The organism is Paenisporosarcina antarctica, assembly GCF_004367585.1.
Taxonomy (GTDB): Bacteria; Bacillota; Bacilli; order Bacillales_A; family Planococcaceae; genus Paenisporosarcina; species Paenisporosarcina antarctica.
In genome coordinates this window covers 1,060,001-1,084,249 of sequence record NZ_CP038015.1, presented here as the reverse complement: position 1 = coordinate 1,084,249, position 24,249 = coordinate 1,060,001, and the positions used below count along the sequence as shown (strand labels likewise).

Annotated in this window: 21 protein-coding genes, 20 tRNA genes, 2 rRNA genes and 1 riboswitch (1 of these 44 running past the window's edge); of the genes, 6 read left to right on the top strand and 37 right to left on the bottom strand. The window is 39.7% G+C overall.

Annotated features, from left to right (window positions below; all coding sequences use genetic code 11):
• Positions 1 to 185: 185 nt before the first annotated feature.
• The 3 genes from E2636_RS05515 to E2636_RS05505 all read right to left on the bottom strand — a co-directional run bounded on the left by E2636_RS05515 (position 186) and on the right by E2636_RS05505 (position 2,964).
• A complete protein-coding gene (locus E2636_RS05515; RefSeq protein WP_134209306.1) occupies positions 186 to 437 on the bottom strand; it encodes a hypothetical protein in 252 nt (83 codons plus the stop codon).
• Between the two features lie 70 nt (positions 438 to 507).
• Positions 508 to 1,968, bottom strand: coding sequence for an alanine/glycine:cation symporter family protein (locus tag E2636_RS05510; protein ID WP_134209305.1), 1,461 nt, complete (start codon positions 1,966 to 1,968; stop codon positions 508 to 510).
• Between the two features lie 195 nt (positions 1,969 to 2,163).
• Positions 2,164 to 2,964, bottom strand: coding sequence for an alpha/beta hydrolase (locus E2636_RS05505; protein ID WP_134209304.1), 801 nt, complete (start codon positions 2,962 to 2,964; stop codon positions 2,164 to 2,166).
• 103 nt (positions 2,965 to 3,067) lie between these two features.
• Between E2636_RS05505 and E2636_RS05500 the strand changes: the two genes are divergently transcribed.
• Complete coding sequence (locus tag E2636_RS05500; protein ID WP_134209303.1) at positions 3,068 to 3,586, top strand: gamma carbonic anhydrase; 519 nt, start codon at positions 3,068 to 3,070, stop codon at positions 3,584 to 3,586.
• Positions 3,587 to 3,753: 167 nt separating this feature from the next.
• Here the strand turns inward: E2636_RS05500 and metK are convergent, their stop codons facing one another.
• A complete protein-coding gene (gene metK / locus E2636_RS05495) occupies positions 3,754 to 4,950 on the bottom strand; it encodes a methionine adenosyltransferase (protein ID WP_134209302.1) in 1,197 nt (398 codons plus the stop codon).
• Between the two features lie 202 nt (positions 4,951 to 5,152).
• A riboswitch (SAM riboswitch) is annotated at positions 5,153 to 5,276 on the bottom strand.
• 208 nt (positions 5,277 to 5,484) lie between these two features.
• Between metK and pckA the strand changes: the two genes are divergently transcribed.
• The gene (gene pckA / locus E2636_RS05490) at positions 5,485 to 7,071 is read left to right on the top strand and encodes a phosphoenolpyruvate carboxykinase (ATP) (RefSeq protein WP_134209301.1); all 1,587 of its coding nucleotides are present in this window, start codon (positions 5,485 to 5,487) and stop codon (positions 7,069 to 7,071) included.
• A gap of 144 nt (positions 7,072 to 7,215) precedes the next feature.
• On the opposite strand, the gene E2636_RS05485 is transcribed toward pckA, so the two are convergent.
• The 5 genes from E2636_RS05485 to E2636_RS05465 all read right to left on the bottom strand — a co-directional run bounded on the left by E2636_RS05485 (position 7,216) and on the right by E2636_RS05465 (position 9,813).
• On the bottom strand, positions 7,216 to 7,665 hold the full coding sequence (locus E2636_RS05485) for a hypothetical protein (RefSeq protein WP_134209300.1): 450 nt from the start codon (positions 7,663 to 7,665) through the stop codon (positions 7,216 to 7,218).
• Between the two features lie 11 nt (positions 7,666 to 7,676).
• The gene (locus tag E2636_RS05480; RefSeq protein WP_134209299.1) at positions 7,677 to 8,456 is read right to left on the bottom strand and encodes an alpha/beta hydrolase family protein; all 780 of its coding nucleotides are present in this window, start codon (positions 8,454 to 8,456) and stop codon (positions 7,677 to 7,679) included.
• Complete coding sequence (locus E2636_RS05475; protein ID WP_134209298.1) at positions 8,434 to 8,907, bottom strand: NUDIX domain-containing protein; 474 nt, start codon at positions 8,905 to 8,907, stop codon at positions 8,434 to 8,436. Before E2636_RS05475 ends, E2636_RS05480 begins: the two co-directional genes overlap by 23 nt.
• A gap of 47 nt (positions 8,908 to 8,954) precedes the next feature.
• Positions 8,955 to 9,257, bottom strand: a complete 303-nt coding sequence (locus E2636_RS05470; RefSeq protein ID WP_134209297.1) for a transposase — start codon at positions 9,255 to 9,257, stop codon at positions 8,955 to 8,957.
• 106 nt (positions 9,258 to 9,363) lie between these two features.
• Entirely contained in the window at positions 9,364 to 9,813 is a 450-nt protein-coding gene (locus E2636_RS05465; RefSeq protein WP_134209296.1) for a Dps family protein, read from the bottom strand.
• A 92-nt stretch (positions 9,814 to 9,905) separates the two neighbouring features.
• Here E2636_RS05465 and E2636_RS18910 point away from each other — a divergent pair, with 92 nt between their 5' ends.
• The 3 genes from E2636_RS18910 to E2636_RS05455 all read left to right on the top strand — a co-directional run bounded on the left by E2636_RS18910 (position 9,906) and on the right by E2636_RS05455 (position 11,403).
• Complete coding sequence (locus E2636_RS18910; RefSeq protein WP_166669484.1) at positions 9,906 to 10,055, top strand: hypothetical protein; 150 nt, start codon at positions 9,906 to 9,908, stop codon at positions 10,053 to 10,055.
• On the top strand, positions 10,052 to 10,282 hold the full coding sequence (gene yidD, locus E2636_RS05460) for a membrane protein insertion efficiency factor YidD (protein ID WP_134209295.1): 231 nt from the start codon (positions 10,052 to 10,054) through the stop codon (positions 10,280 to 10,282). The genes E2636_RS18910 and yidD overlap by 4 nt, the downstream gene beginning before the upstream one ends.
• A gap of 107 nt (positions 10,283 to 10,389) precedes the next feature.
• Complete coding sequence (locus E2636_RS05455; protein WP_134209294.1) at positions 10,390 to 11,403, top strand: metal ABC transporter solute-binding protein, Zn/Mn family; 1,014 nt, start codon at positions 10,390 to 10,392, stop codon at positions 11,401 to 11,403.
• Positions 11,404 to 11,440: 37 nt separating this feature from the next.
• Here E2636_RS05455 and menC read toward each other — a convergent pair whose 3' ends face one another.
• The 6 genes from menC to E2636_RS05425 form a co-directional block, all read right to left on the bottom strand.
• Positions 11,441 to 12,556 carry an o-succinylbenzoate synthase gene (menC, locus tag E2636_RS05450; protein WP_134209293.1) on the bottom strand — a complete coding sequence of 372 codons (1,116 nt, stop codon included), beginning with the start codon at positions 12,554 to 12,556 and terminating at the stop codon, positions 11,441 to 11,443.
• Positions 12,529 to 13,977, bottom strand: a complete 1,449-nt coding sequence (locus tag E2636_RS05445; RefSeq protein WP_134209292.1) for an o-succinylbenzoate--CoA ligase — start codon at positions 13,975 to 13,977, stop codon at positions 12,529 to 12,531. The genes menC and E2636_RS05445 overlap by 28 nt, the downstream gene beginning before the upstream one ends.
• Positions 13,978 to 14,038: 61 nt before the next feature.
• On the bottom strand, positions 14,039 to 14,857 hold the full coding sequence (gene menB, locus E2636_RS05440) for a 1,4-dihydroxy-2-naphthoyl-CoA synthase (protein ID WP_017380002.1): 819 nt from the start codon (positions 14,855 to 14,857) through the stop codon (positions 14,039 to 14,041).
• Between the two features lie 19 nt (positions 14,858 to 14,876).
• Complete coding sequence (gene menH / locus E2636_RS05435; protein ID WP_208324163.1) at positions 14,877 to 15,695, bottom strand: 2-succinyl-6-hydroxy-2,4-cyclohexadiene-1-carboxylate synthase; 819 nt, start codon at positions 15,693 to 15,695, stop codon at positions 14,877 to 14,879.
• On the bottom strand, positions 15,683 to 17,401 hold the full coding sequence (gene menD, locus E2636_RS05430) for a 2-succinyl-5-enolpyruvyl-6-hydroxy-3-cyclohexene-1-carboxylic-acid synthase (protein WP_134209291.1): 1,719 nt from the start codon (positions 17,399 to 17,401) through the stop codon (positions 15,683 to 15,685). The genes menH and menD overlap by 13 nt, the downstream gene beginning before the upstream one ends.
• The gene (locus E2636_RS05425) at positions 17,394 to 18,776 is read right to left on the bottom strand and encodes an isochorismate synthase (RefSeq protein WP_134209290.1); all 1,383 of its coding nucleotides are present in this window, start codon (positions 18,774 to 18,776) and stop codon (positions 17,394 to 17,396) included. Before E2636_RS05425 ends, menD begins: the two co-directional genes overlap by 8 nt.
• Positions 18,777 to 18,950: 174 nt before the next feature.
• On the opposite strand from E2636_RS05425, the gene E2636_RS05420 reads away from it, so the two are divergent.
• Positions 18,951 to 19,865 (top strand): 1,4-dihydroxy-2-naphthoate polyprenyltransferase, encoded by a 915-nt coding sequence (locus tag E2636_RS05420; RefSeq protein ID WP_134209289.1) that lies wholly within the window; start codon positions 18,951 to 18,953, stop codon positions 19,863 to 19,865.
• A gap of 173 nt (positions 19,866 to 20,038) precedes the next feature.
• Here E2636_RS05420 and E2636_RS05415 read toward each other — a convergent pair.
• The 22 genes from E2636_RS05415 to E2636_RS05310 form a co-directional block, all read right to left on the bottom strand.
• Positions 20,039 to 20,110: transfer RNA gene (locus tag E2636_RS05415), tRNA-Glu, on the bottom strand.
• Positions 20,111 to 20,114: 4 nt separating this feature from the next.
• Positions 20,115 to 20,205: transfer RNA gene (locus E2636_RS05410), tRNA-Ser, on the bottom strand.
• A gap of 4 nt (positions 20,206 to 20,209) precedes the next feature.
• A tRNA-Asn gene (locus tag E2636_RS05405) sits at positions 20,210 to 20,284 on the bottom strand.
• Between the two features lies 1 nt (position 20,285).
• Positions 20,286 to 20,362 (bottom strand) — tRNA-Ile (locus E2636_RS05400).
• A gap of 5 nt (positions 20,363 to 20,367) precedes the next feature.
• A tRNA-Gly gene (locus E2636_RS05395) sits at positions 20,368 to 20,441 on the bottom strand.
• A gap of 4 nt (positions 20,442 to 20,445) precedes the next feature.
• Positions 20,446 to 20,521, bottom strand: a tRNA-Phe gene (locus E2636_RS05390).
• A 76-nt stretch (positions 20,522 to 20,597) separates the two neighbouring features.
• Positions 20,598 to 20,673: transfer RNA gene (locus E2636_RS05385), tRNA-Asp, on the bottom strand.
• A 3-nt stretch (positions 20,674 to 20,676) separates the two neighbouring features.
• Positions 20,677 to 20,753, bottom strand: a tRNA-Met gene (locus tag E2636_RS05380).
• 158 nt (positions 20,754 to 20,911) lie between these two features.
• A tRNA-Ser gene (locus tag E2636_RS05375) sits at positions 20,912 to 21,004 on the bottom strand.
• 12 nt (positions 21,005 to 21,016) lie between these two features.
• A tRNA-Ile gene (locus tag E2636_RS05370) sits at positions 21,017 to 21,093 on the bottom strand.
• A gap of 7 nt (positions 21,094 to 21,100) precedes the next feature.
• Positions 21,101 to 21,174 (bottom strand) — tRNA-Met (locus E2636_RS05365).
• A 25-nt stretch (positions 21,175 to 21,199) separates the two neighbouring features.
• A tRNA-Ala gene (locus E2636_RS05360) sits at positions 21,200 to 21,275 on the bottom strand.
• A 20-nt stretch (positions 21,276 to 21,295) separates the two neighbouring features.
• A tRNA-Pro gene (locus tag E2636_RS05355) sits at positions 21,296 to 21,372 on the bottom strand.
• A gap of 13 nt (positions 21,373 to 21,385) precedes the next feature.
• Positions 21,386 to 21,462: transfer RNA gene (locus E2636_RS05350), tRNA-Arg, on the bottom strand.
• Positions 21,463 to 21,485: 23 nt separating this feature from the next.
• A tRNA-Leu gene (locus E2636_RS05345) sits at positions 21,486 to 21,574 on the bottom strand.
• A 14-nt stretch (positions 21,575 to 21,588) separates the two neighbouring features.
• Positions 21,589 to 21,663, bottom strand: a tRNA-Gly gene (locus tag E2636_RS05340).
• A gap of 18 nt (positions 21,664 to 21,681) precedes the next feature.
• A tRNA-Leu gene (locus E2636_RS05335) sits at positions 21,682 to 21,766 on the bottom strand.
• Between the two features lie 16 nt (positions 21,767 to 21,782).
• A tRNA-Lys gene (locus E2636_RS05330) sits at positions 21,783 to 21,858 on the bottom strand.
• Positions 21,859 to 21,865: 7 nt separating this feature from the next.
• Positions 21,866 to 21,941, bottom strand: a tRNA-Thr gene (locus tag E2636_RS05325).
• A gap of 18 nt (positions 21,942 to 21,959) precedes the next feature.
• A tRNA-Val gene (locus E2636_RS05320) sits at positions 21,960 to 22,035 on the bottom strand.
• A 10-nt stretch (positions 22,036 to 22,045) separates the two neighbouring features.
• Positions 22,046 to 22,161 (bottom strand): 5S ribosomal RNA (rrf, locus tag E2636_RS05315).
• Between the two features lie 130 nt (positions 22,162 to 22,291).
• Positions 22,292 to 24,249, bottom strand: a 23S ribosomal RNA gene (locus tag E2636_RS05310); it runs 972 nt beyond the window's last position.

Genomic DNA, 24,249 nt, shown 5'->3' with positions numbered 1-24,249 from the left:
AGAGTTTCTAACATACTTATAGAGCCCTTTTCTAAGGCTTCTAGTCTTTTTATTTGAGCTACCTGTTCAACTGCCCTTGTTTCCCTCTTGATTGAACAGTAGGGACTGTTACATAGGTATATAAAGAAATTTTGAACATAAGAAAAAACCGATACCTGTGATTTTTTCCCAGATATCGGTTTAACTTATTCGGAAATTTTTAAGCTTCTGATTCCCAGAATCACTTGCGCAATAAATGCTAAGCCACAAAAGACAATTGCTATATAGCCAATCCAATCTAGCGGATCTAACATCATCGTGCGAATGAATAATAATGCCATAAGTAAAGCAATTGTAAAGTTCACTAAATACGTTTTATTTGTATGAGAAAATTTCTTCATAATAAAATATACACAAATTCCCGTAATGATAATAAATATGGATAGAATATTTGCCAAGATATAATTCTCCTTTTTTCCTTTTACTATAACAGAAAAAAACATCGCCCAACCTTAGTTGGGCGATTGTTTATTTTTTCTTCAAGTTGTCGTTATATTCGATCCAGAAATCAGCATTTTTAATACCAAGTTTCCTTGGGTCAAATACAGGATCTTTTCCTTCTTTTTTCTGTGCCTCGTAATCTTTTAGTGCTAGGAGTGCTGGTTTTGCAATGATCAGAATCGCTATTAAGTTTAGCCACACCATTAATCCTAAACCAACATCGCCTAGTGCCCACGCAAGACCCGCTTCACGAACTGTTCCTAAGTATGCTGTGATTAAGATAACAATTTTTAAAACAAAAATTCCTACCCGCTTAGCATTCCCTCTTAATAAGTACACAACATTTGTTTCTGCCATATAGTAATAAGCCATAATTGTAGTGAAAGCAAAGAAGAATAATGCAATAGCTACAAATCCAGCTCCAATACCCACACCTGGTAATGCTGAGTCAATTGCTGCTTGTGTATAACCTGGTCCAGCTTCTACTCCAGAGAGTCCCTCATATACGAAATCTCCTTTTCCAGAATCTAATTGAACATTGTACATGCCTGTAAATATAATCATGAAAGCAGTTGCTGAACACACTAATAGTGTATCAATATACACTGAAAAGGCTTGAACTAAACCTTGCTTAACTGGATGAGATACTTCTGCTGCTGCTGCTGCGTGAGGACCAGTACCTTGACCGGCTTCATTAGAATAAATTCCTCGTTTTACGCCCCAAGCAATTGCAGCACCAATCATCCCACCAAAAGTAGAATCAAAACCAAATGCGCTTGAGAAGATTAATTTAATTGCTCCTGGAAGCTCAGTAATATTCATACCGATAATGATAACTGCCATGATCATATATGCAATTGCCATAAACGGTACTACTAATTGAGCGACGTTTGCAATTCGTTTTACTCCACCAAGAATGATAATCCCAAGAATAACGACAATAGCTGCACCTGTAATCCAACGTTCAAGTCCAAATGCATTTTCCATACCGATTGCAATTGAATTTGATTGAATACCTGGCATTAATACTGACATTGCTAATAACGCTGCTAGCGCAAATAGAACTGCATACCACTTAATACCAATACCTTTTTCTATGTAATAGGCAGGTCCACCACGATATTGTCCCTCGTCCTTCACTTTATATATTTGAGCTAGTGTTGATTCGATAAATGCAGAAGATGCTCCGATGAAAGCTATAGCCCACATCCAAAAAACAGCACCCGGTCCACCAAACGCAATCGCTGTTGCGGTACCTGCAATATTACCTGTTCCCACTCGACCAGATAATGCTATTGCTAAAGCTTGAAATGAAGAAACCCCAGCATCCGATTTTTTCCCTTTAAAAATTTGAAGAACCATGTCTTTAAATAATCTTACTTGTACAAAACGAGTAAGTATTGAAAATAAAAGTCCAACTGCTAAACATCCATAAATCATCCATGGTCCCCAAAGAAAATCATTTAATGTACCAATGAAATTTTCCACCTTTTTTCCCCCTTTGTCTAGTTCACAAGTTTGTCACACAATTCACTATATTACAAAATGTATATGTGTACAAGACTAGGAGCAGAAATAAATTTCTTGATTTATTAAAATATTATGTGTAAGCAGAAAAAGAATATCTTTCTATGAATCTCGTTAGCTTTAGTCAAAAAAAGTAGACACTCTTATTTAGAGGGTCTACACAATATAACCAATTGAACGCAAAACATTGTTCATAAAAGATTCAGTATATAAAAATACATCTTCACGTTCCGGTTCATGAAATAAATCATGGAAGCAATTTTCCCACTCTTTATATTGAATTTCAGAAAGTTGTTGTTTTTGCAACCAATGCCTTGAGTATGTGCGATCAGTTATTTTATCTCGCTCTGCCGTCATCATTAAGACCGGTAAGTTTTGAATACTTTCTGATTTTGTAGAAGTAACTTTCATTAAGTTTTGTAACTCACGATACCATTTCAATGTAATGGTTGTTTTATAGAGATGATCATCTTTATCTTGCGTATATACATCATAATTTCTCGTCAACTGTTTTATCGTCACTTCATGTGTGCTTTTTACATTTCCAGTTAACTTGCCCATACTCGACAGAGCACTCGATAATTTAGATGCGTGGATTTGTAAGTGTAACCATGGAGAAGTTAGTATTACTGCCGCACATTCAATTGATTTTTCTTGAAGTGCATGCATCACTAGTGTTGCTCCTAACCCATGTCCCATAACAAATACTGGCAAGTTATACGAAAGAGAGGCTTCTACCAATTGATCGATATACGCATTATACGATTTAAAATCTTCATCATGGGCATTTTTGGCTCGAGCAGCTTCTCCATGCCCTGGCAAGTCTCCCATTACGACATGAAAACCCGAACTTCTAAACTTTTCAATTAACCATGCGTATCTACGATGATGCTCATACGCACTATGAATTATTGCAATGACAGCTTTAGCTTGTCCATCAGCTTCCCATTTCCACATGAACATCGCCCCTTCTCTCTTACATTCTATAAAGTTATCTTCTTTATATTCCTCTTTTTTTGTATAATGAAACCATATCCCAATAAAGAAATGAGGTTATAAAATGATTTACCCGTTTAAAGATAAGACACCTATTATTGATTCGTCTGTATATATTGCTGATTATGTCACAATTAGTGGTGATGTGACAATCGGTCCAGAGTCTACAATTTGGTTTAATACAGTAATTCGCGGCGACGTGAACGCAACTCGGATTGGTCGTAAAGTGAACATTCAAGATTTATGTTGCCTACACCAAAGCCCAACCGCTCCACTAATTTTAGAGGATGAAGTAACAATTGGCCATCAAGTAACTTTACATAGTTGTACGATTCGCAAAGGAGCCTTGATTGGAATGGGTTCAATTGTCCTAGATGGAGCTGAAATTGGCGAAGGTGCATTTATTGGCGCTGGTAGTTTAGTGCCTCAAGGTAAAATTATCCCACCAGGGATGCTAGCTTTTGGGAGACCCGCAAAAGTAGTTCGCGAATTAAATACTGAGGACTTACTAGATATGGAGCGAATTATACAAGAGTACGCGGAAAAAGGACAGATTTATAAAAGTATGCAAATAACAACCTAATCTTCGCATGAACTAGAAATGACCGGTGCTTAATATACACCGGTCATCTTATGTTTAAATGCTTGCTACATGTGATGAGGAATTATTGACGACTTGGTTTATTCCTGTACAAATCAATTTCCCCATAAAAATGCCGTTCCAGAATTAACTGGAACGGCATTTTTATGTTAGTTGTTTGCTTTTTCTTTCAAAGCTGCTGCTTTGTCAGTTTTTTCCCAAGATAAATCTATGTCTGTTCGACCAAAGTGCCCATAAGCAGCAGTTTGCTTATAAATTGGTCGACGAAGATCTAACATTTTAATAATCCCAGCTGGTCGTAGGTCGAATAATTCGCGAACTAAACCAACTAGTTTGGATTCTGCTACTGTACCTGTACCGAATGTATCAATCGCAATTGATACAGGTTGTGCAACACCAATCGCATACGCAAGCTGCACTTCAACACGATCAGCAAGCCCTGCTGCTACGATGTTTTTCGCTACATAACGTGCTGCATATGCTGCTGAACGGTCAACTTTAGTCGGATCCTTACCTGAAAATGCACCACCACCGTGACGTGCATACCCACCATAAGTATCAACTATAATTTTACGACCCGTTAATCCAGCATCCCCTTGTGGTCCACCAATTACGAAGCGACCAGTTGGATTTATAAAGTATTTTGTATTTTCGTCAATTAAATTTGAAGGCACAACAGGTTTAATAACGTATTCTTTTATGTTGCGTTGAATTTGTTCAAGCGTTACTTCTGGATGATGTTGAGTTGAAATAACGATTGTGTCAATACGCAATGGTTTATTATTTTCATCATATTCAACAGTTACTTGTGTTTTACCGTCTGGACGTAAATATGGAAGAATTTCTTCTTTACGAACTTCTGCCAAACGACGTGCTAACTTATGAGCCATACTAATGGGAAGTGGCATTAACTCAGGTGTTTCATTACAAGCATACCCGAACATTAAGCCTTGGTCACCCGCTCCAATTGCATCGATGTCTGATTCAGTCATCGATCCTTCACGGGCTTCTAGTGCTTGGTCAACACCCATTGCAATATCAGCAGATTGCTCATCAATTGCAGTTAGTACTGCAGATGTTTCTGAGTCAAAACCATATTTTGCACGTGTATAACCAATATCACGAACAGTTTGACGTACTACCTTTTGAATATCCACATATGCTGATGTTGTAATTTCACCAGCAACAAGTACTAGACCTGTTGTTACTGTAGTTTCACACGCTACTCGTGCGTTTGGATCATCGGTTAAAATTGCATCTAAAATTGCATCTGAGATTTGATCGCAAATTTTATCTGGATGCCCCTCTGTTACTGATTCTGATGTAAATAGACGACGATTTGTCATTTAGTATTTCCTCCTATTATCCTTCGAGATTGCTCTCGGAAAATTCAAACGGTACTCATTTCCCATGCCAAGCCTCATTCAGTCGAATAAAACCTTCCGCCTAATCAGGCTTCTGCACACGAGGATAAAGGGAGATGTCATAAAAAAAACCCTCTCTCACGTAGAACACATGAGGAACGGTATGATTAATAGACACCTTTCACTCTTATCATCCAAGGAATTCACCTTGCTTCAGGTTCAGCACCTTTGCCAATTACTAATTGGTTCATAACTGCAGGTTGCCGGGTTTCATAGGGCCTGACCCCTCCACCAGCTCGGGATAAGAGTATCCGTTCAATTTAATATCATAATAAACTAATCCTCTGATGTCAAATATTTGTTTGCTTTCGATATAAATGTACAAATTAAATATATGGAAAAAACGTGAAATTATTGAGGCTATGAGTGTAGATTATTGAGCGTAATGTGTTATACTAATTCATGAATCAATTGACCCTATATACGGGAATATTCGAAAAAGGAAGGTACATATACATGAATTCAGTGAACACTAGTAACGAGCTGAACGACTTGTTAAATGGCCAAAACGTGCATATTCAACTTTCAGTACCACAATTAGTGGAGAAAGCGACATCACGTGGAGAAGCTGTCTTAACATCAACTGGTGCTGTAAAAGCGGAGACAGGAAAGTATACGGGTCGATCTCCTAAAGATAAGTTTTTTGTTGAAGAAGATATTTCAAAAGACAAGATTGATTGGGGTTCAGTAAACTTTCCAATTTCGTCTGAAATTTTTTCATCTTTATATAATAAGGTTATTAATCATTTAAAGTTAAAAGATGAGTTATATGTTTTCAAAGGCTTTGCAGGAGCTGACAAAGAATCTCGCCTCTCTCTACAAGTCTTCACTGAATATGCGTGGCATAATCTATTTGTACATCAATTGTTCATTCGCCCTACTGAAGAAGAGCTAACGTCTCATGAAGCACAATTCACTATTTTATGTGCACCTTCATTTAAAGCAGATCCTGCAATTGATGGTACAAATTCTGAAACGTTTATAATTGTTTCATTGGAAAAACGAATTATTTTAATTGGTGGTACAGAGTATGCTGGGGAAATGAAAAAATCAATTTTCACTATCATGAACTATTTGCTTCCTGAGCAAGGTATTTTGTCTATGCATTGTTCTTCAAACGTTGGTGAAAAAGGTGATGTTGCCTTATTCTTCGGTTTATCTGGAACTGGAAAAACGACGTTATCAGCTGATGCTGATCGCAAGTTAATCGGTGATGATGAGCATGGCTGGTCAGATAATGGTGTATTCAACATTGAAGGTGGCTGTTATGCAAAAGCAATCAACCTAACACGTGAAAATGAACCACAAATTTTCGATGCTATCCGTTTTGGTTCAGTATTAGAAAACGTTGTCGTGGATCCTGAAACACGTATTGCAGATTACGACGATATATCATTGACTGAGAATACACGTGCTGCATACCCATTACAAGCAATTGATAATATCGTTGACCCTTCTGTAGCCGGTCATCCAAATACGATCATTTTCTTAACAGCTGATGCTTTTGGCGTGTTACCACCAATCAGTAAGCTAACAAAAGAGCAAGCTATGTATCACTTCTTAAGTGGTTTCACATCGAAACTTGCGGGAACTGAACGAGGAATTACAACTCCACAAGCAACATTCTCAACTTGCTTTGGCTCTCCATTCTTACCATTGCCTGCTACAGTTTATGCAGAAATGCTAGGCAAGAAAATTGATCAGCATAATGCACAAGTATTCTTGGTTAATACAGGCTGGACTGGCGGCGAATATGGCGTTGGCAAACGTATGAAACTTTCTTATACACGTGCAATGGTTCGTGCTGCACTAAAAGGGCAATTAGACAATGTAAAAACAGATTCAGGTTCTGTTTTCGCTTTAGCTATCCCTACAGAAGTACCTGGTGTCCCTTCTACTGTATTAAACCCACGCGATGCTTGGGCAGACCCATTAGCATATGATAAAAAAGCAAATGAATTAGCAAATCAATTCCGTGAAAACTTTAATAAATTCGGATCAGTTTCTGAAGAAATCGTTTCTAAAGGCGGTCCAATTAACTAAATATAAAGGGCTTGCACTTCTTGTGCAGGCCCTTTTTTTCTTATAGTGACAAACAATTTATTATGAGAAACTAAAAGTCATCTACTTCATATACTTTGCGTGTTTTTCCAATATGTAAAATCCCCTTAAGGAACCCTCTTCTACTTATATCAAGTGCTCAGTGAAGTATTCAGCGTGTTTGATTTTAAAAAATAGTTCTTGAAATTCATCTGCTTCTTTTTTTTCCACACCATACAAAACAATTTCAGAACCATATTGACCAATTTCAAGCATTTGAATATCTTTTTTATAGAAGTGCAAAGTGAACCATTTTAATCCACCATTTGAATCAACTGACTGATTACGTAAGTAGGATCTATTATCTTTATTTAATGAGATAGTGAATAACTTTACTAGACCTTGGTCGTCAGATTGAGCAGAAATGGTAGAAAGTTCATGAATCTGTTTCACTTCTTCTTTCCAACATAGAATTTCGACTGAAGCAAAGTCAATCGTATATGAATCCCACATTTTTTCCCAATAAAATGTATTTATTGGAATTGAAGATTTATTTGCTGTATGGGTAGTTTCTAAATGAATCCTAATATGTTTCATTTATATCATCCTCATTGTTGTTTCATCCAAGTGGTAAGGTTATGAACAATTTGCGAATTAATTTTTGCTTCAAAAAAATGTGTTAGTTCTTTAAAATACATTGTTTCAAACACTTTCTTTTCTTTTTCAAGCGCTTTTTCTAATCGGAAAGCATGCTCAATACCTACATTTCGATCTTTTTCCCCATGAATAATTAATAACGAGCAAGTGATATCATTTATACAAGGTAAAGGTTGTCGGTTTTCATAAGCTACACTAGCATTATTCGGATTTCCACCAATTACTCGTTTCATCATACGTCGCATATCATTTCGTTCTTCATAGGTAAGAATAACGTCTGACACTCCAGACCATGTAACGACTGACGTAACATCATTACGTAAAATGGCTGTCCATAACGCCATAATTCCACCTCTTGAGAAAGCAAATAAATGAATTCGATCGACAGAAAGAAACTGTTTTAATACGTCTACTCCATTCACCGCATCATAACGATCTTCACCAGCAAATTCATCGCGCCCTTCTCCTCCTCGATTTCCTCGGTAGTAAGGAGCAAACACAATAAATCCCTGTGCAGCAAATTGTGCAATTCGAGCGGGTCTTACCATACCAATGCTTTGTATACCTCCACGTAAATAAAGTATGCCTTCATAGGTGCCTTCTTTTACAGGCTCTGCAAGTAACCCCTTTACTCGAAATCCACATGACCAATAGATAATTTCAGTTAACTTTACTTGAGGATTCGGACTGGGGTAACAACGTTTTTGTTCAATTGTGGCGTCTTCTTTCATCTATCATCACCTGCTTCAACATTTTTCTCATTCCTTCATCTTTCATATGAAAACTAAGATTAGTTGATTTAAAGAATTCTTGTAACGTAACCCATACCGGTCCTTCCGTCTCAAACTTCTCGAAATTTGTTTCGACAGAGTCTACAGTTGCACGAAAAACCACTTTACAAAATGGCTTTTCATCATGGACCATATATTCAGCAAACCATTCCAGATGCGAGATTAGCACACCCGTCTCTTCTGTTGTTTCCCGTTTTGCTGCTTGTTCTATTGTCTCGTTAGGCTCTACTTTTCCTCCAGGGAATTCAAGACCCCTTTTTGTGTGTTTAGTAAGCAACCACTTCTCTTGAATATTTGCTAACACAAGCACATGTGTTGTAGGAATTGAGAAGACATTTTTATTGAATGATAACGTAACTTTAATCCCGTGCTGATCTACAAAAGAAAACATGCCTTCTACACTCCTTTCAATTAGTGTATCGAAGGCATGCAAAGCATTCAACTATAATAATGCATAGTCTCAATTTGTTGTTTTGCTTCTTCATTACCGTATTCATGAATGAAAGCATATAATTTTTTCAAGCGTAAATCTATCTCATCATTTTCCGGATCCAAATGATAAGGAACATAAGGTAAATGAGCTCTCCAAAAATTTTTCCATTCATGTTGATCTTTTTGATCAAATAATTGATCAAGTACGGTTAAATCTGAAGGATTGGCTTCAATTTCATATTCCCAGGGTGAATCATCTGGGTTTAAATAATAACGATGATGACTGACGGATACAAACACTTTCGGCATTTTTTCAACCCCTTTTTTTTAGCATGTCATTAACTAAACATTTCATGCATCAAAAAATAATTGAATTTAAAAAAGCAAACTCCTATAAAGGAATTTGCTTTAAAGCTTATTTATTTGTCTCCCCAAGAAATGCCTTTAGCATCCATTGATGTTTTTCAATTGATTGGTAGACGGCATTTAGTAAATCTTCCGTCATATCATCTTCATCTTTTGCAGCTTCGCCCATCCCTTTTTTCAAGGATTGCATAATTTTGTCGAAATCTTGTACAACAGTCTCAACCATTTGGTCAGTGGACTCTTCACCAGTTGCTTCTGCTACATCCGATAATTCTAAATGCTCTTTTAATGTTGCAACTGGTTTTCCACCTAGTGTTAACAAACGCTCTGCAATTTCATCCATATGAAGAGTTGCTTCATTGTAAAGTTCTTCAAACTTAGCATGTAAAGTAAAGAATTGTGGTCCTTTAACATACCAATGGAAATTATGTAATTTTGTATACACAACGGACCAAGTTGCAACTTGCTTGTTAAGTTCAATATTTAATGATGCTGACATAAAATCTTCACACTCCTAATTTTTATTTAAGCTTCTTTCCTTTCACTTTACCACTAAAGTCACTAAAATAAACCTAAAGAGTGGTGTAAAGTATGGCATTGTGGATTTTATTAATAGTTGCTGTTTTTAGTGTTCTTGGAATGGTTTTAATGTTATTTTTAACACAAAGTAAATTACGGTCAAGTAAACACTCTATCGACCCTAAACCAAAGAAAACGTTCCAAGGAGATGAAGATCTTTGAAAATCATTGTGATTGGAGTTTTTCGTTTTTATCAAAAATTCATTTCTCCTTTGACTCCGCCTAGTTGTCGCTTTTATCCAACATGCTCTCATTACGGTGTTGAAGCAGTCGAAAAACATGGAGCATTAAAGGGAAGTTACTTAGCAGGGAAACGTATTTTACGATGCCACCCATTTGATGAAGGTGGTTATGACCCTGTTCCTGAAGAGTGGCCAGAAAAAAAATGACTTCTTGAAAAAGAGTCATTTTTTTCTTGTGTTTTAATTTCATTTCTAGTATACTTACAATGTTCTTAAATCAAATCGTAATCATTACTATTTAAAGGAGTTTATTTATGAAGAAATTTTTCTTATTAAGTTTAGTTGCTGTATTAGTATTATTTACAGCTGCTTGTGGTGATAATAATTTAGTAACTAGTGAATCTACTAGTGATTCTAAAACCAAGGATGCTTTAACTATTTATACTACGGTATATCCCCTCGCTTATTTCACAGAACGTATTGGGGGAGACAAAGTAAATGTCAAATCCGTTTATCCTGCAGGTGCCAATGAGCATACATTTGACCCCACACAGCAGGATATGATGGCTTTAGCAGATGCTGACTTGTTTTTTTATATTGGTTTAGGACTTGAAGGATTCGTTGAAAATGCGAAAAAAACGTTGGCAAAGCAAGATGTCACAATGGTTGCAACTGCTGATGCCGTTTCTGATCAAGAATTAGCAATAAGTGAAGGTCTTGAAGAAGACACTCATGAAGAAGACGCTCATGAAGAAGACGCTCATGAAGCAGAAAGTCACGATGACCATGAACATGGAGCGATTGATCCTCACCTTTGGATTTCACCAAAAATTAGTGTGAGTCTTGCATCTTCAATAAAAGATTCACTAATTAAAAAAGACCCAGAGAATGAAGTAACTTATTTAGAAAACTATGAAGCTTTAGTAGAAGAGCTTGAACAATTAGATACAGACTTCAAAGAGATGACAAATGCTTCAAAAAATAAAACATTCTTTGTATCACACTCGGCATTTGGTTACTTAGCTGGAACCTATGGACTAGAGCAAGTAGCAGTTGCAGGTTTGAATTCTCAAGATGAACCTTCTCAAAAAGAATTAACTAAAATTGTGGAAATAGCAAAAGATAAAAATATTAAAACGATATTATTTGAACAAAATGTCTCTTCTAATTTAACAAAAGTAATTCAAAATGAACTCGGTGCTGATTCATTAACTATGCATAACCTAGGTGTTTTAACACAACAAGATATTGATAATAAAGAAACTTATTTCACATTAATGAATCATAATTTAGAGACATTAGAGAAAGCCTTACAATCTGCAAATTAAAGATAAACCACGGAATGGGTAAACCTTCCGTGGTTTTTTATGCCTCAAAAAATTTTTTTCTTACTTCGAATTGCTCCATTACCTTATAATTCCACTTGAAACCAACACCTGATTCGCTTGCGAGAAAAATTTCTCCATCGACTACGTTGATTGATGGTTCAGCTAAATCTTGATTCCAAAAGTGTGTGGATGAACTAAAGTCTCCTGGGAAAGTAACACCTGGCAAAGAAGCAAAAGCTAAATTAAACGCTTTTGATACGCCAAACTCAATCATCCCTCCTACCCAAATAGGAATACCTTTTTTGACACAATGTTCATGAATGCGAAGAGCATTTGAAAGTCCACCTACTCTACCCTGTTTCATGACAATTATTTTCCCTGAGTTCCGTTCAATCATGTCTTCAACATCTTGAAGACTGCCAATACTTTCATCCAATGCAAAGGGTGTTTTCATCGTTTTTTGAGCTACTGCAGAAACGGCATTATGTTGTTCTGAAAAGGGTTGCTCAATCAAGGTAAAACCACATTCGTCAAAAGTCTGTAACAGTACTATCGTATGCTCAGTAAATGCTCCATTCGCATCTGCAAAGAATAATATTTGAGGATAATGTGCAATCATTTTTTTAAACTGCTTTGGATCTGATGTTTGTGAAATTTTAATTTTAATACGTTTATAGCCGTTTTTCACCGCAGTCTCAATTTCTTTATACATTTCTTCGTTGTTTGCAGTAGCGACGACAATACCAGCTTCAATTGGTTGTGATGCTCCTCCAATAACTTGCCAAAGAGGTTTATTTAGTTTTTTTGCATACAAGTCCCATAATGCATGATTGACCGTAGACTTGGCCATATGATTACGTATTACAAATGATAATAAAGTATCGAGTTCATCGGGATGTGAGAATGTATGTTTTAACATAGCAGGTATGATCCAATTTTCAAGAGCAAGCCACGCTGTCTCAACGGTTTCTTCGGTGTACCAAGGAGATGAAAATGCTACACACTCCCCAACACCGGTCTGTCCTACTGAATCCAATATTTCGATTAGTATACTTTCTCGTTCTTCTACTTGTTGCAAATGCGTTGTGAAAGGTTTTTTAAGAGGCACGCGCACGAGATGTAACGTTACTCGTTGGATTTGGATGTTACCCACTCTCTCAGCTCTCTTCTTAATAATTTATTAGAAGCATTTCTAGGCATTTCCTTTATGTGATGTAACTTTCTTGGCAATTTATATGGGGCTAATTTTGTTTGTAAAAACTCTCGTAAAGACTCCAACGATATTTCTGCATCACTAACGATAAAGGCAATAGGAACTTGTCCCCACTGTTCATCATCCACGCCACAAACGCCAGCTTCTCGAATCATTGGATGTTGCAAAATCGCATTCTCCACTTCTGCTGGGTAAATATTTTCTCCCCCTGAAATGATCAAATCTGAACGGCGATCAACTACAAATAAATAGCCTTCATCATCTAAATAGCCAATATCTCCCGTGTAAAGCCATCCCTTTTCTTGAGAAGTTGTTTGTTCATATTTACCAATATAGCCAGGTGTTACATGCCCACCTCGAATGCAAATTTCCCCTTCTTCAAAAGGTTTATTCGTCTTATCAATTCGAATAAAACTCAAATACAAAGGTTTTCCGGAAGATCCTAATTTTCTAGCAGCATCTTCAGGAGCTAGTGTGGCTGTTTGGGATGCTGTTTCTGTCATTCCGTAAGTTTGCAATATAGGAATTCCCCTTGCAATCGCTCTTTCTAAATAATGACTTGGAACAGGGCCACCACCTACAAGCATGGTCAAAAAGCGAGACGAGACATTCTCTCCGCGCTCTTCTAGTTCTCTCAAAATACGTTCTAACATAACAGACACGACAGACATTCGAGTGACGTTGCCATTTACTAAATCATCTACTACGCGAACTACATCAAATTTCGAATAAAGGGTAACTTCCATTCCATATAAAACCGAACGTATTAAAATGGATAGCCCGCTTATATGGAAGATTGGCATGGTACATAACCACACGTCATCGGTTTGAACGCCCATATTAAAAGCGGAAGCAGTCGCGTTCGTCGTATGATTCAATACGGTTTGTCTAACACCTTTTGGACTCCCTGTTGTACCAGACGTATACATAATAGACATCGTGCGTTTAAGTGGCCACTCTTCTTCTATATTGATTGTGCTTGAATTCATCTTAGACAAGTCTTCTAGCGTGATTTTTTTGTATATACCTATTCTTCCCTGAAAATTTTCTTTCACAAGGACAAGAGTTGGCTGTGCATCTTCAATTTGATAAGCCAATTCCTCATCAGATAATCGCTCATTTAATAAAACGACTTCACAACCCAATTGCCAGCAAGCATGAATTGTAATAATTAATTGAGGGTGAGAAGGTGCAAGTATGGCAATTCGAGCACCATGTTCAAGACCAGCAGTTTTTATTGTACCTGCTGTATTCATGACTTCATCAAACAACTGTTTAAAAGTCCATGATTTGCCCTCAAATGTTAAAGCTAATCGATTGGGTGTCATTTGGACACGTTGTGCTAACCAGTTTGGATACATGTTTAACCCACCTTTAGAAAAAGCTGCCCTTCTTTTAAGGACAGCTTGAGAAATGTTGTTATCAAGGGAAACGAGGGAATTGACCGAAGTCAGGTTTACGTTTTTCCTTAAAGGCATCGCGACCTTCTTTCGCTTCATCAGTTGTATAGTAAAGAAGAGTAGCATCTCCTGCTAATTGTTGTAAACCTGCTAAACCATCTGTATCTGCATTCATCGCTGCTTTTAAGAAACGTAGCGCTGTCGGAGACATGGAAAGCATTTCTTCACACCATTGTACGGTCTCATCTTCTAATTGTGCGTAAGGGACAACCGTATTAACTAAGCCCATATCAAGTGCCGCTTGTGCATCATATTGGCGGCATAAGTACCAAATTTCACGTGCTTTTTTATGGCCGATAATACGAGCAAGATATCCTGAACCATAACCCGCATCAAATGAACCAACTTTAGGACCTGTTTGTCCAAAGATTGCATTGTCAGCAGCAATTGTTAAATCACATACAACGTGAAGGACATGTCCGCCACCAATTGCATAACCAGCTACCATTGCAACAACTGGCTTCGGAATTACACGAATTAAACGTTGCAAGTCAAGAACGTTTAAGCGAGGAATTTCATCTTCCCCAACATATCCACCGTGGCCTCGTACTGATTGGTCTCCACCTGAACAGAAAGCTTTTTCACCCTCACCAGTTAAGACGATCACTCCAACTTTAGAATCGTCTCTTGCATATGTAAATGCTTCTAGTAATTCTTTAACTGTTTTTGGACGGAACGCGTTGCGAACTTCCGGACGGTTAATTGTGATTTTTGCGATTCCGTTATATGTTTCATATTTAATATCTTCATATGTACGTTCTGATACCCATTGACGTGTCATACTCTTCCTCCTAAAATAATCATTTCATTTGCTCCATTATTATTGTAGCAAACTGAACGGGATTTTCCACATGAATCGCATGTCCAACAGCTAAAACTTCAAGATGTTGGCTGTTTTCTATGCAATTTTTCATTTGTTGCGCAATTAACTGGAATTTTTCATCGAGCGCTCCAGTAATAATTGTTACCGGTATTTTTAATTGATTTAATTGTGACCAATAGGATGGTTGGCTTCCTGTTCCCATCCCTTTTAAACTACTCGCTAATCCTAAAGAAGATTGCTGAAGCCGTTCTTGTCGGATGGCCTGTTGTTTCAAATCAGAAAGTTTCTTTTGTGATTGGAATAGCGGTATGTTCTGCCAGAAGTCAACGAATGCTAGTAATCCTTCACCTTCTATTTTTATCGCTAACAATTCATCTGCCTTTAATCTTGCTTGTTGTTCAATTACTAATTGCAGTCCTGGAGACGCGCTTTCCAATACTAAGCGTCTAACATATTTTGGATAAGTAAGCGTATAAGCAAGGGCAATACGTCCCCCCATCGAATAACCAACGAGCGTAAAATTAGTTACTTGAAGCGAAACAAACAGCGCATGTAAATCAAGAAGTTGCTCTTTCATTTCATAGCGTCGTGTTTCTTGCGGAGCATCCGTCTTACCATGTCCCAATAAATCCACTGCAATACATCTGACTGTTGAAGGAAGGCATTCTATTATGGGTTCCCAAGTTTTCATGCTCCCTGTAAAACCATGTAAAAAAACCATCGTCTCAGATGCTTCTTTATTCATGATGGAATAACCAATCTTTACTCCTCGAACACTTTTAATTAATTGCTCCACAGTTGATCTAACTCCTCGGTGATGCCGCTCCATAAATGACGATGCGCTATCACATTTTCTTGACGATTCGTCTTCACTTCAATGATGCGTAAATCCGTGAGCTTACGGGTAGTAAAAGCATCTTCAAATGTTTCCTTTGAATCTACTGCAAAATATTCTGCTTGATACATAGTTGCGATAGAGTCAAATGTTAAACCTGTTGGCGTGCCGAACAGCTTCTCAAAATATGTTTCTTCCTTGGACTGCGGTAAATATGAGAAAATTCCCCCTCCGTCATTATTCATCACAACGATGGTGAGATCTGTCTCGTGAAAACGGGAGACCAATAAGCCATTGCTATCATGTAAGAAGGAAATGTCACCAATTAAAAGGGTAGCTGGTCGCTTTCTAGCTTGTTGTATGCCTAGAGCAGTTGATACTACTCCGTCTATTCCATTTGTTCCACGATTTGCATAGATGGCGATATCTTTAGTTGTTTGATTAAAGAATGTATCGACATCACGAATTGGCATGCTGCTTCCTGATATTAAATCACTACCATCAGGTAATAGATTAAATAACTTTCCGGCAAATGCGCCTTCATCTTGTTGTTCGTCAATGTAACGTTCAATATGTTCCGTTGCAATCGAATTCGCTTGTGTCCAGATGTTCAGTGTTTCATTGATTTGTACTTGATTTACTTCATTCCAAAATACTTGTGGAATTGAATGTATATGATGAGTTGCTACACCTAAAGAATCGCGGAATAAAGGATTTTCATCAATAACAATATAGACAGCAGGTCTATATTCTTTCAAGAAAAGGGAAAGTGGTTTTGACACAGGTTGTGCACCAAATCGCAAGACTAATTCTGGATTTACTGTCTTTTTAAAATTCTCACTTTTCAACAGAGCATCGTACTGATCTATCAACAAATGTTGGCATCCTTCAGGAACTTCCGTGCGAAGTTGGGAAAGTGCATCAGCTATTATTGGCCACTGAAGTGATTTAGCGAAAGTCCAAAAATCTTGTTTTGAAAAATCACCAGATAGTTCACCAACAATTATGAATCCCCTCTTGGTATTCACAATCATCTCTTCAACCAACTTAATGGATGATTGAGAAGCAACAATTGACCCTGAAATCGACTGTTGGTACGTTGATGGTTGTACTTCGTAATCAAAGTCGAGTAGTAACGGCTCGCGAAACGGGATGTTTATATGTATGGGACCCATTGGTGCAGCCTTTGCCAAAGTAACTGCTCGTCCAGTATGTCTCTCAACAAAAGGGATCGTTTCTTTGTAGCCGTCCGCTAAAGGAAAATCCACACTCCATTTAACGTGATTCCCATATAAATGAACTTGATCTATAGCTTGCGGTGCGCCAACTTCTCGCAACTCGTGAGGTCTGTCTGCCGTTAAGACAATGAGTGGAATTCTTGCATAGTTAGCTTCCACAATTGACGGGAAATAGTTAGCCGCTGCAGTTCCAGAAGTACAAAGCAACAACACTGGATTTTGTTTAACTTTTGCCAATCCTAAAGCAAAGAATCCAGCTGAACGCTCGTCAATTTGCATATATGTGTTAAAAGCTTGTGTTTGACTAAACGCATAAGCTAGAGGTGTAGAGCGAGAACCTGGACTGATCACAACGTCCTGAACACCAGCTTGAAGAAAAGTTTGCACGATAGTATGAACGTACTCGGTTAAGTTTGCACGATTATCCATTTAACTTGCCCCCAAGAGTTCGTAACATCGGTCTGAATTTCACTAAGGTTTCAGCATATTCCGAAGTTGGGTCTGAATCTGCTACGATTCCCCCACCAGCATATAAGTACGCATTTTGTTTGTTTAATAAAGCTGACCTAATGGCAACAGCAAACTCTCCATTACCTGCAGCATCAATCCAACCAACTGGAGCAGCATAATAACCGCGATTCATTTGCTCAACCATTCGAATAATGGCCATGGCATCGCCACGTGGTTCTCCGCCTAAAGCTGGAGTTGGATGCAAGTCTTTCACAAGTTGCAATAGACCTTGACCTTTTTGCAATTGACCTTCAACTGGAGTATATAAATGCTGAATATCTCTAATTTTCATCAGTTTTGGATATTTTGGTACTTTAACAGCCTCACAATATTTAGTAAATACTTTGGTAATCATATCAACCACGTATTGATGTTCTTCAAGGTTTTTTAAATCCTGCAATAGTTCATTGCCAAGTTGCTGATCTTCTGTTGCAGTCTGACCTCGTTTAATAGAACCTGCTAAACATGTAGAAAGTGCTCTTCGATTTTCTACCTTCACTAATCTTTCAGGTGTAGCCCCAAAGAATAAATTGTCAGCAAGCTCTAAACCAAACAGAAAACTTTCTGGTTGTTCTTTTGACACATGGTACATGGCTGAAGGCGAACTGACATCTTCAGCAAATGTTAAGGTTAACGAACGTGCGATCACGACTTTCTGAGCTTCTCCAGTACGTATCAATTTAGTAACATGAGAAACCGCATCTAAATAGAGTTCTTTAAAACGCTCTTCTAAGTTCGTTAACAACGGTTTTGCATATGGCTTTAATTCTCTTACTTGCGCTGCATGAATTAAATCATCTCGTTCAGAGCGCAACTGATCAAATCGATGTTGTGAGTCTTTCTCCTTCGTTACTAAATGAATACTAATAAAAACTCTGTCGTCTCGAATAACCAGTTGAAATGAAGGAACAGCAAAGTAAGCTGAAGGGAACATGTCCCACTCAGAAGATAATTGGTTTGCCGGGTCAAATGAAAAACCACCAAATAAAATTGGTTGTAAATCATGTTCCTCATTTACAATTTTAGAACATAGTTCACTCCATTGTTTATCAACTTCCTCAAAGCGTTTGTCCTCTGAGGAACTTGTAATAACATGGGCATGACCAAGTCCAACTAAGGTAAATGTTTTTTCACGGTTTTGCCAATAAAATCGCTGTCCTTTATATGACTCCCCTGCTTCAAAAAAAGCAATAGAGGATAATCTACTTACTTCAATTGTTTCTGTATAAAAATGTACGCCCGAAGATAGATCTTCGATTGCGTAACCTATGGATGTAATTGACTTCTGAATCATCCAGTTTCCCTCCGTAAATAGGTCTTCACAAAAATGTAAAGATCCTTCAATATCCTACCTTCTATCATACCTCTTTATTCACGATTCAGCATCAGATAAGCAAACAATCTACCTATAATTAAGTTGATGAAGTACAATAAGGGAGGTGAAAAAAGAATAAGGAGAGGAAGCTACATGTCACACGAATTAAAAGCTGATACTGGCTGGCGTATATGGTGGCAATTAACAAGGCCTCATACATTAACTGCATCATTCGTCCCAGTATTTTTAGGAACAATGATTGCAATTTCTTATATTGAAATACACTGGACTTTATTTTTTGCCATGTTATTTGCAAGTATGCATATCCAAGCTGCAACAAATATGTTTAATGAGTACTACGACTTTACACGAGGGTTAGATAATGAAAAGTCAGTTGGAATTGGTGGTGCCATCGTAAGAAACGGTGTTAAGCCTAAAACAGTTATGCAACTTGCATTATTGCTTTATGCAATTTCGATTTTATTGGGCATATATATATGTATCCAAACCACTTGGCTATTAGCTGTTGTTGGAGCTGTGGCAATGGCCATTGGTTATTTATATACTGGTGGTCCATATCCAATTGCTTATACTCCTTTTGGTGAATTGTTCTCTGGAATATTCATGGGCATGTTAATTGTTTTAATTGCTTTTTTTATTCAAACAGGTGACATTACAACGATTGCTCTATTACTGTCTGTTCCAAGTATGCTTCTTGTTGCAGCAATTATGCTATCTAACAATATTCGAGATTTAGATGGCGATAAAGAAAGCGGTCGTAAAACAATGGCCATTTTAATTGGTCGTAAACGAGCCATTGATGTATTACTAGCGTTGTTCGTAGTTTCATATGTGTGGATAATAGTTTTAGTTATTTTTGGCGTAGTTACACCTTGGGCTCTTCTTATTATGTTAAGCGTAAAAAAACCAGTACGTGCAATTCTAATTTTTAAGAGGAAAGTACATAATTTTGAAGTAGCACCAGCTATGAAAGATACTGCATTAACAAATACTATATTTGGTTTCTTGCTCGGATTAGGATTATTAATTAGTTATTTACTTAAATAACAGAAAAACCGCAATGCTTCTATAAGCAGTTGCGGTTTTTATTTTGTATTTGTAAATTATCCAATTCTAATGCTAATTTTAAGAGCTTTCATTTCCACTTGTCACAATTCGCTATATTTCGACATTTATGCATAAAAAAACACGCTATCCCGAAGATAGCGCACCTTTTTAAATGACCCCTACGGGAATCGAACCCGTGTTACCGCCGTGAAAGGGCGGTGTCTTAACCGCTTGACCAAGGGGCCTATCTGGCGGAGAAGGAGGGATTTGAACCCTCGCGCCGGTCACCCGACCTACACCCTTAGCAGGGGCGCCTCTTCAGCCGCTTGAGTACTTCCCCAGATTGGCTCCGAAGGTAGGACTCGAACCTACGACCATCGCATTAACAGTGCGGTGCTCTACCACTGAGCTACTTCGGAATGGTGGGCCTAAATGGACTCGAACCATCGACCTCACGCTTATCAGGCGTGCGCTCTAACCAGCTGAGCTATAGGCCCACATTTGGAGCGGGTGAAGAGAATCGAACTCTCATCATCAGCTTGGAAGGCTGAGGTTTTACCACTAAACTACACCCGCAATATGGTGGCTCAGGACGGAATCGAACCGCCGACACAAGGATTTTCAGTCCTTTGCTCTACCGACTGAGCTACTGAGCCACTATCAAATTGTACTAAGATTCGAATCTCTTTGTCAGCTTCATTGCTTATTCCAATTCTTAATACTTTATAAAAATGGCGGTCCCGACCGGGATCGAACCGGCGATCTCCTGCGTGACAGGCAGGCATGTTAACCGCTACACCACGGGACCATTTGGTTGCGGGGGCAGGATTTGAACCTGCGACCTTTGGGTTATGAGCCCAACGAGCTACCGTGCTGCTCCACCCCGCGATAATATTATTGTTTCAAAGACTAAATTCCTACACTTATTGCTTATTGGACATCTTCATCAGCTTCGATGTTAAATCGCCATCTTCGTTTGGCGATTTGTTCCACACCACGATAAAATAATTGCTATGTAGTAAATTTCACCAATCACTTAATAAAAATGGAGGAGGTAGAGGGATTCGAACCCCCGCGGGATTTAACTCCCCTGTCGGTTTTCAAGACCGATCCCTTCAGCCGAACTTGGGTATACCTCCGAGATATATAAGTGGTGGACCTTGCAGGATTCGAACCTGCGACCGGACGGTTATGAGCCGTCTGCTCTAACCAACTGAGCTAAAGGTCCTAAAAAATGGCGGCCGAGGGGATCGAACCCCCGACCTCACGGGTATGAACCGTACGCTCTAGCCAGCTGAGCTAGGCCGCCAGGATATAATAATTCATAAGATAATTGGTGGAGCCTAGCGGGATCGAACCGCTGACCTCCTGCGTGCAAGGCAGGCGCTCTCCCAGCTGAGCTAAGGCCCCTTAAAAGGGATAAAATAAACTGGTCGGGAAGACAGGATTCGAACCTGCGACCCCTTGGTCCCAAACCAAGTGCTCTACCAAGCTGAGCTACTTCCCGAAGTTAATAATAATGGCGCGCCCGAGAGGACTCGAACCTCTAACCGCTTGATTCGTAGTCAAGTACTCTATCCAATTGAGCTACGGGCGCTAAATATGCTGTTTTATAAAAAATGGTGCCGAGGACCGGAATCGAACCGGTACGGTAGTCACCTACCGCAGGATTTTAAGTCCTGTGCGTCTGCCAGTTCCGCCACCCCGGCATTATAAGAATCTATGGAGCGGAAGACGAGGTTCGAACTCGCGACCCCCACCTTGGCAAGGTGGTGTTCTACCACTGAACTACTTCCGCTCGTATGTAAATGTAAAATGGTGCGGGTAAAGGGAGTCGAACCCCCACGCCTTGCGGCGCTAGATCCTAAGTCTAGTGCGTCTGCCAGTTCCGCCATACCCGCAACTTAGTAATAAAAATGGTGAGCCATGTAGGATTCGAACCTACGACCCTCTGATTAAAAGTCAGATGCTCTACCAACTGAGCTAATGGCTCTAAATAGTGGTGCCGGAGAAAGGAGTCGAACCCTCGACCTACTGATTACAAGTCAGTTGCTCTACCAACTGAGCTACTCCGGCAATATGTAGAAAAAAACATGGTGGAGGATGACGGGCTCGAACCGCCGACCCTCTGCTTGTAAGGCAGATGCTCTCCCAGCTGAGCTAATCCTCCAAATTTTTTCGCCTAGCGATGTCCTACTCTCACAGGGGGAGACCCCCAACTACCATCGGCGCAAAAGAACTTAACTTCCGTGTTCGGGATGGGAACGGGTGTGACCTCTTTGCCATTATCACTAGACTAGGTATTCTTTTTTAACGACAAGACTTATTATACCAAGTCTGATGAGATTTACAAGCTTTTTTTAAAAAATATATGCTTGTTCGCTCAAAACTGGATAAACGGGCCATTGAAAGCCATTCATATTTGTTTGGTTAAGTCCTCGATCGATTAGTATTCGTCAGCTGCACACGTCGCCGTGCTTCCACCTCGAACCTATCTACCTCATCGTCTTTGAGGGATCTTACTTGCTTGCGCAATGGGAAATCTCATCTCGAGGGGGGCTTCATGCTTAGATGCTTTCAGCACTTATCCCGTCCACACATAGCTACCCAGCGATGCTCTTGGCAGAACAACTGGTACACCAGCGGTGTGTCCATCCCGGTCCTCTCGTACTAAGGACAGCTCCTCTCAAATTTCCTACGCCCACGACGGATAGGGACCGAACTGTCTCACGACGTTCTGAACCCAGCTCGCGTACCGCTTTAATGGGCGAACAGCCCAACCCTTGGGACCGACTACAGCCCCAGGATGCGATGAGCCGACATCGAGGTGCCAAACCTCCCCGTCGATGTGGACTCTTGGGGGAGATAAGCCTGTTATCCCCGGGGTAGCTTTTATCCGTTGAGCGATGGCCCTTCCATGCGGAACCACCGGATCACTAAGCCCGTCTTTCGACCCTGCTCGACTTGTAGGTCTCGCAGTCAAGCTCCCTTATGCCTTTACACTCTACGAATGATTTCCAACCATTCTGAGGGAACCTTTGGGCGCCTCCGTTACACTTTAGGAGGCGACCGCCCCAGTCAAACTGCCCGCCTGACACTGTCTCCTGCCCCGATAAGGGGCAAGGGTTAGAAGTTCAACACAACCAGGGTAGTATCCCACTGACGCCTCCTCCGAAGCTGGCGCTCCGGAATCTCAGGCTCCTACCTATCCTGTACAAGTTGTGCCAAAATTCAATATCAGGCTACAGTAAAGCTCCACGGGGTCTTTCCGTCCTGTCGCGGGTAACCTGCATCTTCACAGGTACTATAATTTCACCGAGTCTCTCGTTGAGACAGTGCCCAGATCGTTACGCCTTTCGTGCGGGTCGGAACTTACCCGACAAGGAATTTCGCTACCTTAGGACCGTTATAGTTACGGCCGCCGTTTACTGGGGCTTCAATTCGCACCTTCGCTTGCGCTAAGCACTCCTCTTAACCTTCCAGCACCGGGCAGGCGTCAGCCCCTATACGTCACCTTACGGTTTTGCAGAGACCTGTGTTTTTGCTAAACAGTCGCCTGGGCCTATTCACTGCGGCTCTCTCAGGCTTTAACACCCTAATAGAGCACCCCTTCTCCCGAAGTTACGGGGTCATTTTGCCGAGTTCCTTAACGAGAGTTCTCTCGCTCACCTTAGGATTCTCTCCTCGACTACCTGTGTCGGTTTGCGGTACGGGCACCTTCCACCTCGTTAGAGGCTTTTCTTGGCAGTGTGAAATCAGGAACTCAGACTTTACGGTCCTTGTCATTACAGCTCAACGTTATAGGAACGGGATTTGCCTCATTCCACGCCTCACTGCTTGAACGCGCATAACCAACAGCGCGCTTACCCTATCCTTCTGCGTCCCCCCATTACTCAAACGGTGGAGTGGTGGTACAGGAATATCAACCTGTTGTCCATCGTCTACGCCTATCGGCCTCGACTTAGGTCCCGACTAACCCTGAGCGGACGAGCCTACCTCAGGAAACCTTAGTCATTCGGTGGACGGGATTCTCACCCGTCTTTCGTTACTCATACCGGCATTCTCACTTCTAAGCGCTCCACCAGTCCTTCCGGTCTAGCTTCAACGCCCTTAGAACGCTCTCCTACCATTGACACCTAAGTGTCAATCCACAGCTTCGGTGAATTGTTTAGCCCCGATACATTTTCGGCGCAGCGTCACTCGACCAGTGAGCTATTACGCACTCTTTAAATGATGGCTGCTTCTAAGCCAACATCCTGGTTGTCTAAGCAACGCCACATCCTTTTCCACTTAACAATTACTTTGGGACCTTAGCTGGTGGTCTGGGCTGTTTCCCTCTTGACTACGGATCTTATCACTCGCAGTCTGACTCCCAATTATAAAT

Bases quoted from the DNA above. Each gene is read 5' to 3' on its own strand.
- E2636_RS05480 (WP_134209299.1), bottom strand. From the start codon at position 8,456: ATGAAAGAAGACGCCACAATTGAACAAAAACGTTGTTACCCCAGTCCG.
- menD (WP_134209291.1), bottom strand. From the start codon at position 17,401: ATGGATAATCGTGCAAACTTAACCGAGTACGTTCATACTATCGTGCAA.
- pckA (WP_134209301.1), top strand. From the start codon at position 5,485: ATGAATTCAGTGAACACTAGTAACGAGCTGAACGACTTGTTAAATGGC.
- E2636_RS05485 (WP_134209300.1), bottom strand. From the start codon at position 7,665: ATGAAACATATTAGGATTCATTTAGAAACTACCCATACAGCAAATAAA.
- E2636_RS05505 (WP_134209304.1), bottom strand. From the start codon at position 2,964: ATGTGGAAATGGGAAGCTGATGGACAAGCTAAAGCTGTCATTGCAATA.
- menB (WP_017380002.1), bottom strand. From the start codon at position 14,857: ATGACACGTCAATGGGTATCAGAACGTACATATGAAGATATTAAATAT.
- E2636_RS05465 (WP_134209296.1), bottom strand. From the start codon at position 9,813: ATGTCAGCATCATTAAATATTGAACTTAACAAGCAAGTTGCAACTTGG.
- E2636_RS18910 (WP_166669484.1), top strand. From the start codon at position 9,906: ATGGCATTGTGGATTTTATTAATAGTTGCTGTTTTTAGTGTTCTTGGA.
- E2636_RS05445 (WP_134209292.1), bottom strand. From the start codon at position 13,977: ATGTATCCAAACTGGTTAGCACAACGTGTCCAAATGACACCCAATCGA.
- E2636_RS05500 (WP_134209303.1), top strand. From the start codon at position 3,068: ATGATTTACCCGTTTAAAGATAAGACACCTATTATTGATTCGTCTGTA.
- E2636_RS05475 (WP_134209298.1), bottom strand. From the start codon at position 8,907: ATGTTTTCTTTTGTAGATCAGCACGGGATTAAAGTTACGTTATCATTC.
- metK (WP_134209302.1), bottom strand. From the start codon at position 4,950: ATGACAAATCGTCGTCTATTTACATCAGAATCAGTAACAGAGGGGCAT.
- E2636_RS05455 (WP_134209294.1), top strand. From the start codon at position 10,390: ATGAAGAAATTTTTCTTATTAAGTTTAGTTGCTGTATTAGTATTATTT.
- E2636_RS05420 (WP_134209289.1), top strand. From the start codon at position 18,951: ATGTCACACGAATTAAAAGCTGATACTGGCTGGCGTATATGGTGGCAA.
- E2636_RS05425 (WP_134209290.1), bottom strand. From the start codon at position 18,776: ATGATTCAGAAGTCAATTACATCCATAGGTTACGCAATCGAAGATCTA.
- E2636_RS05470 (WP_134209297.1), bottom strand. From the start codon at position 9,257: ATGCCGAAAGTGTTTGTATCCGTCAGTCATCATCGTTATTATTTAAAC.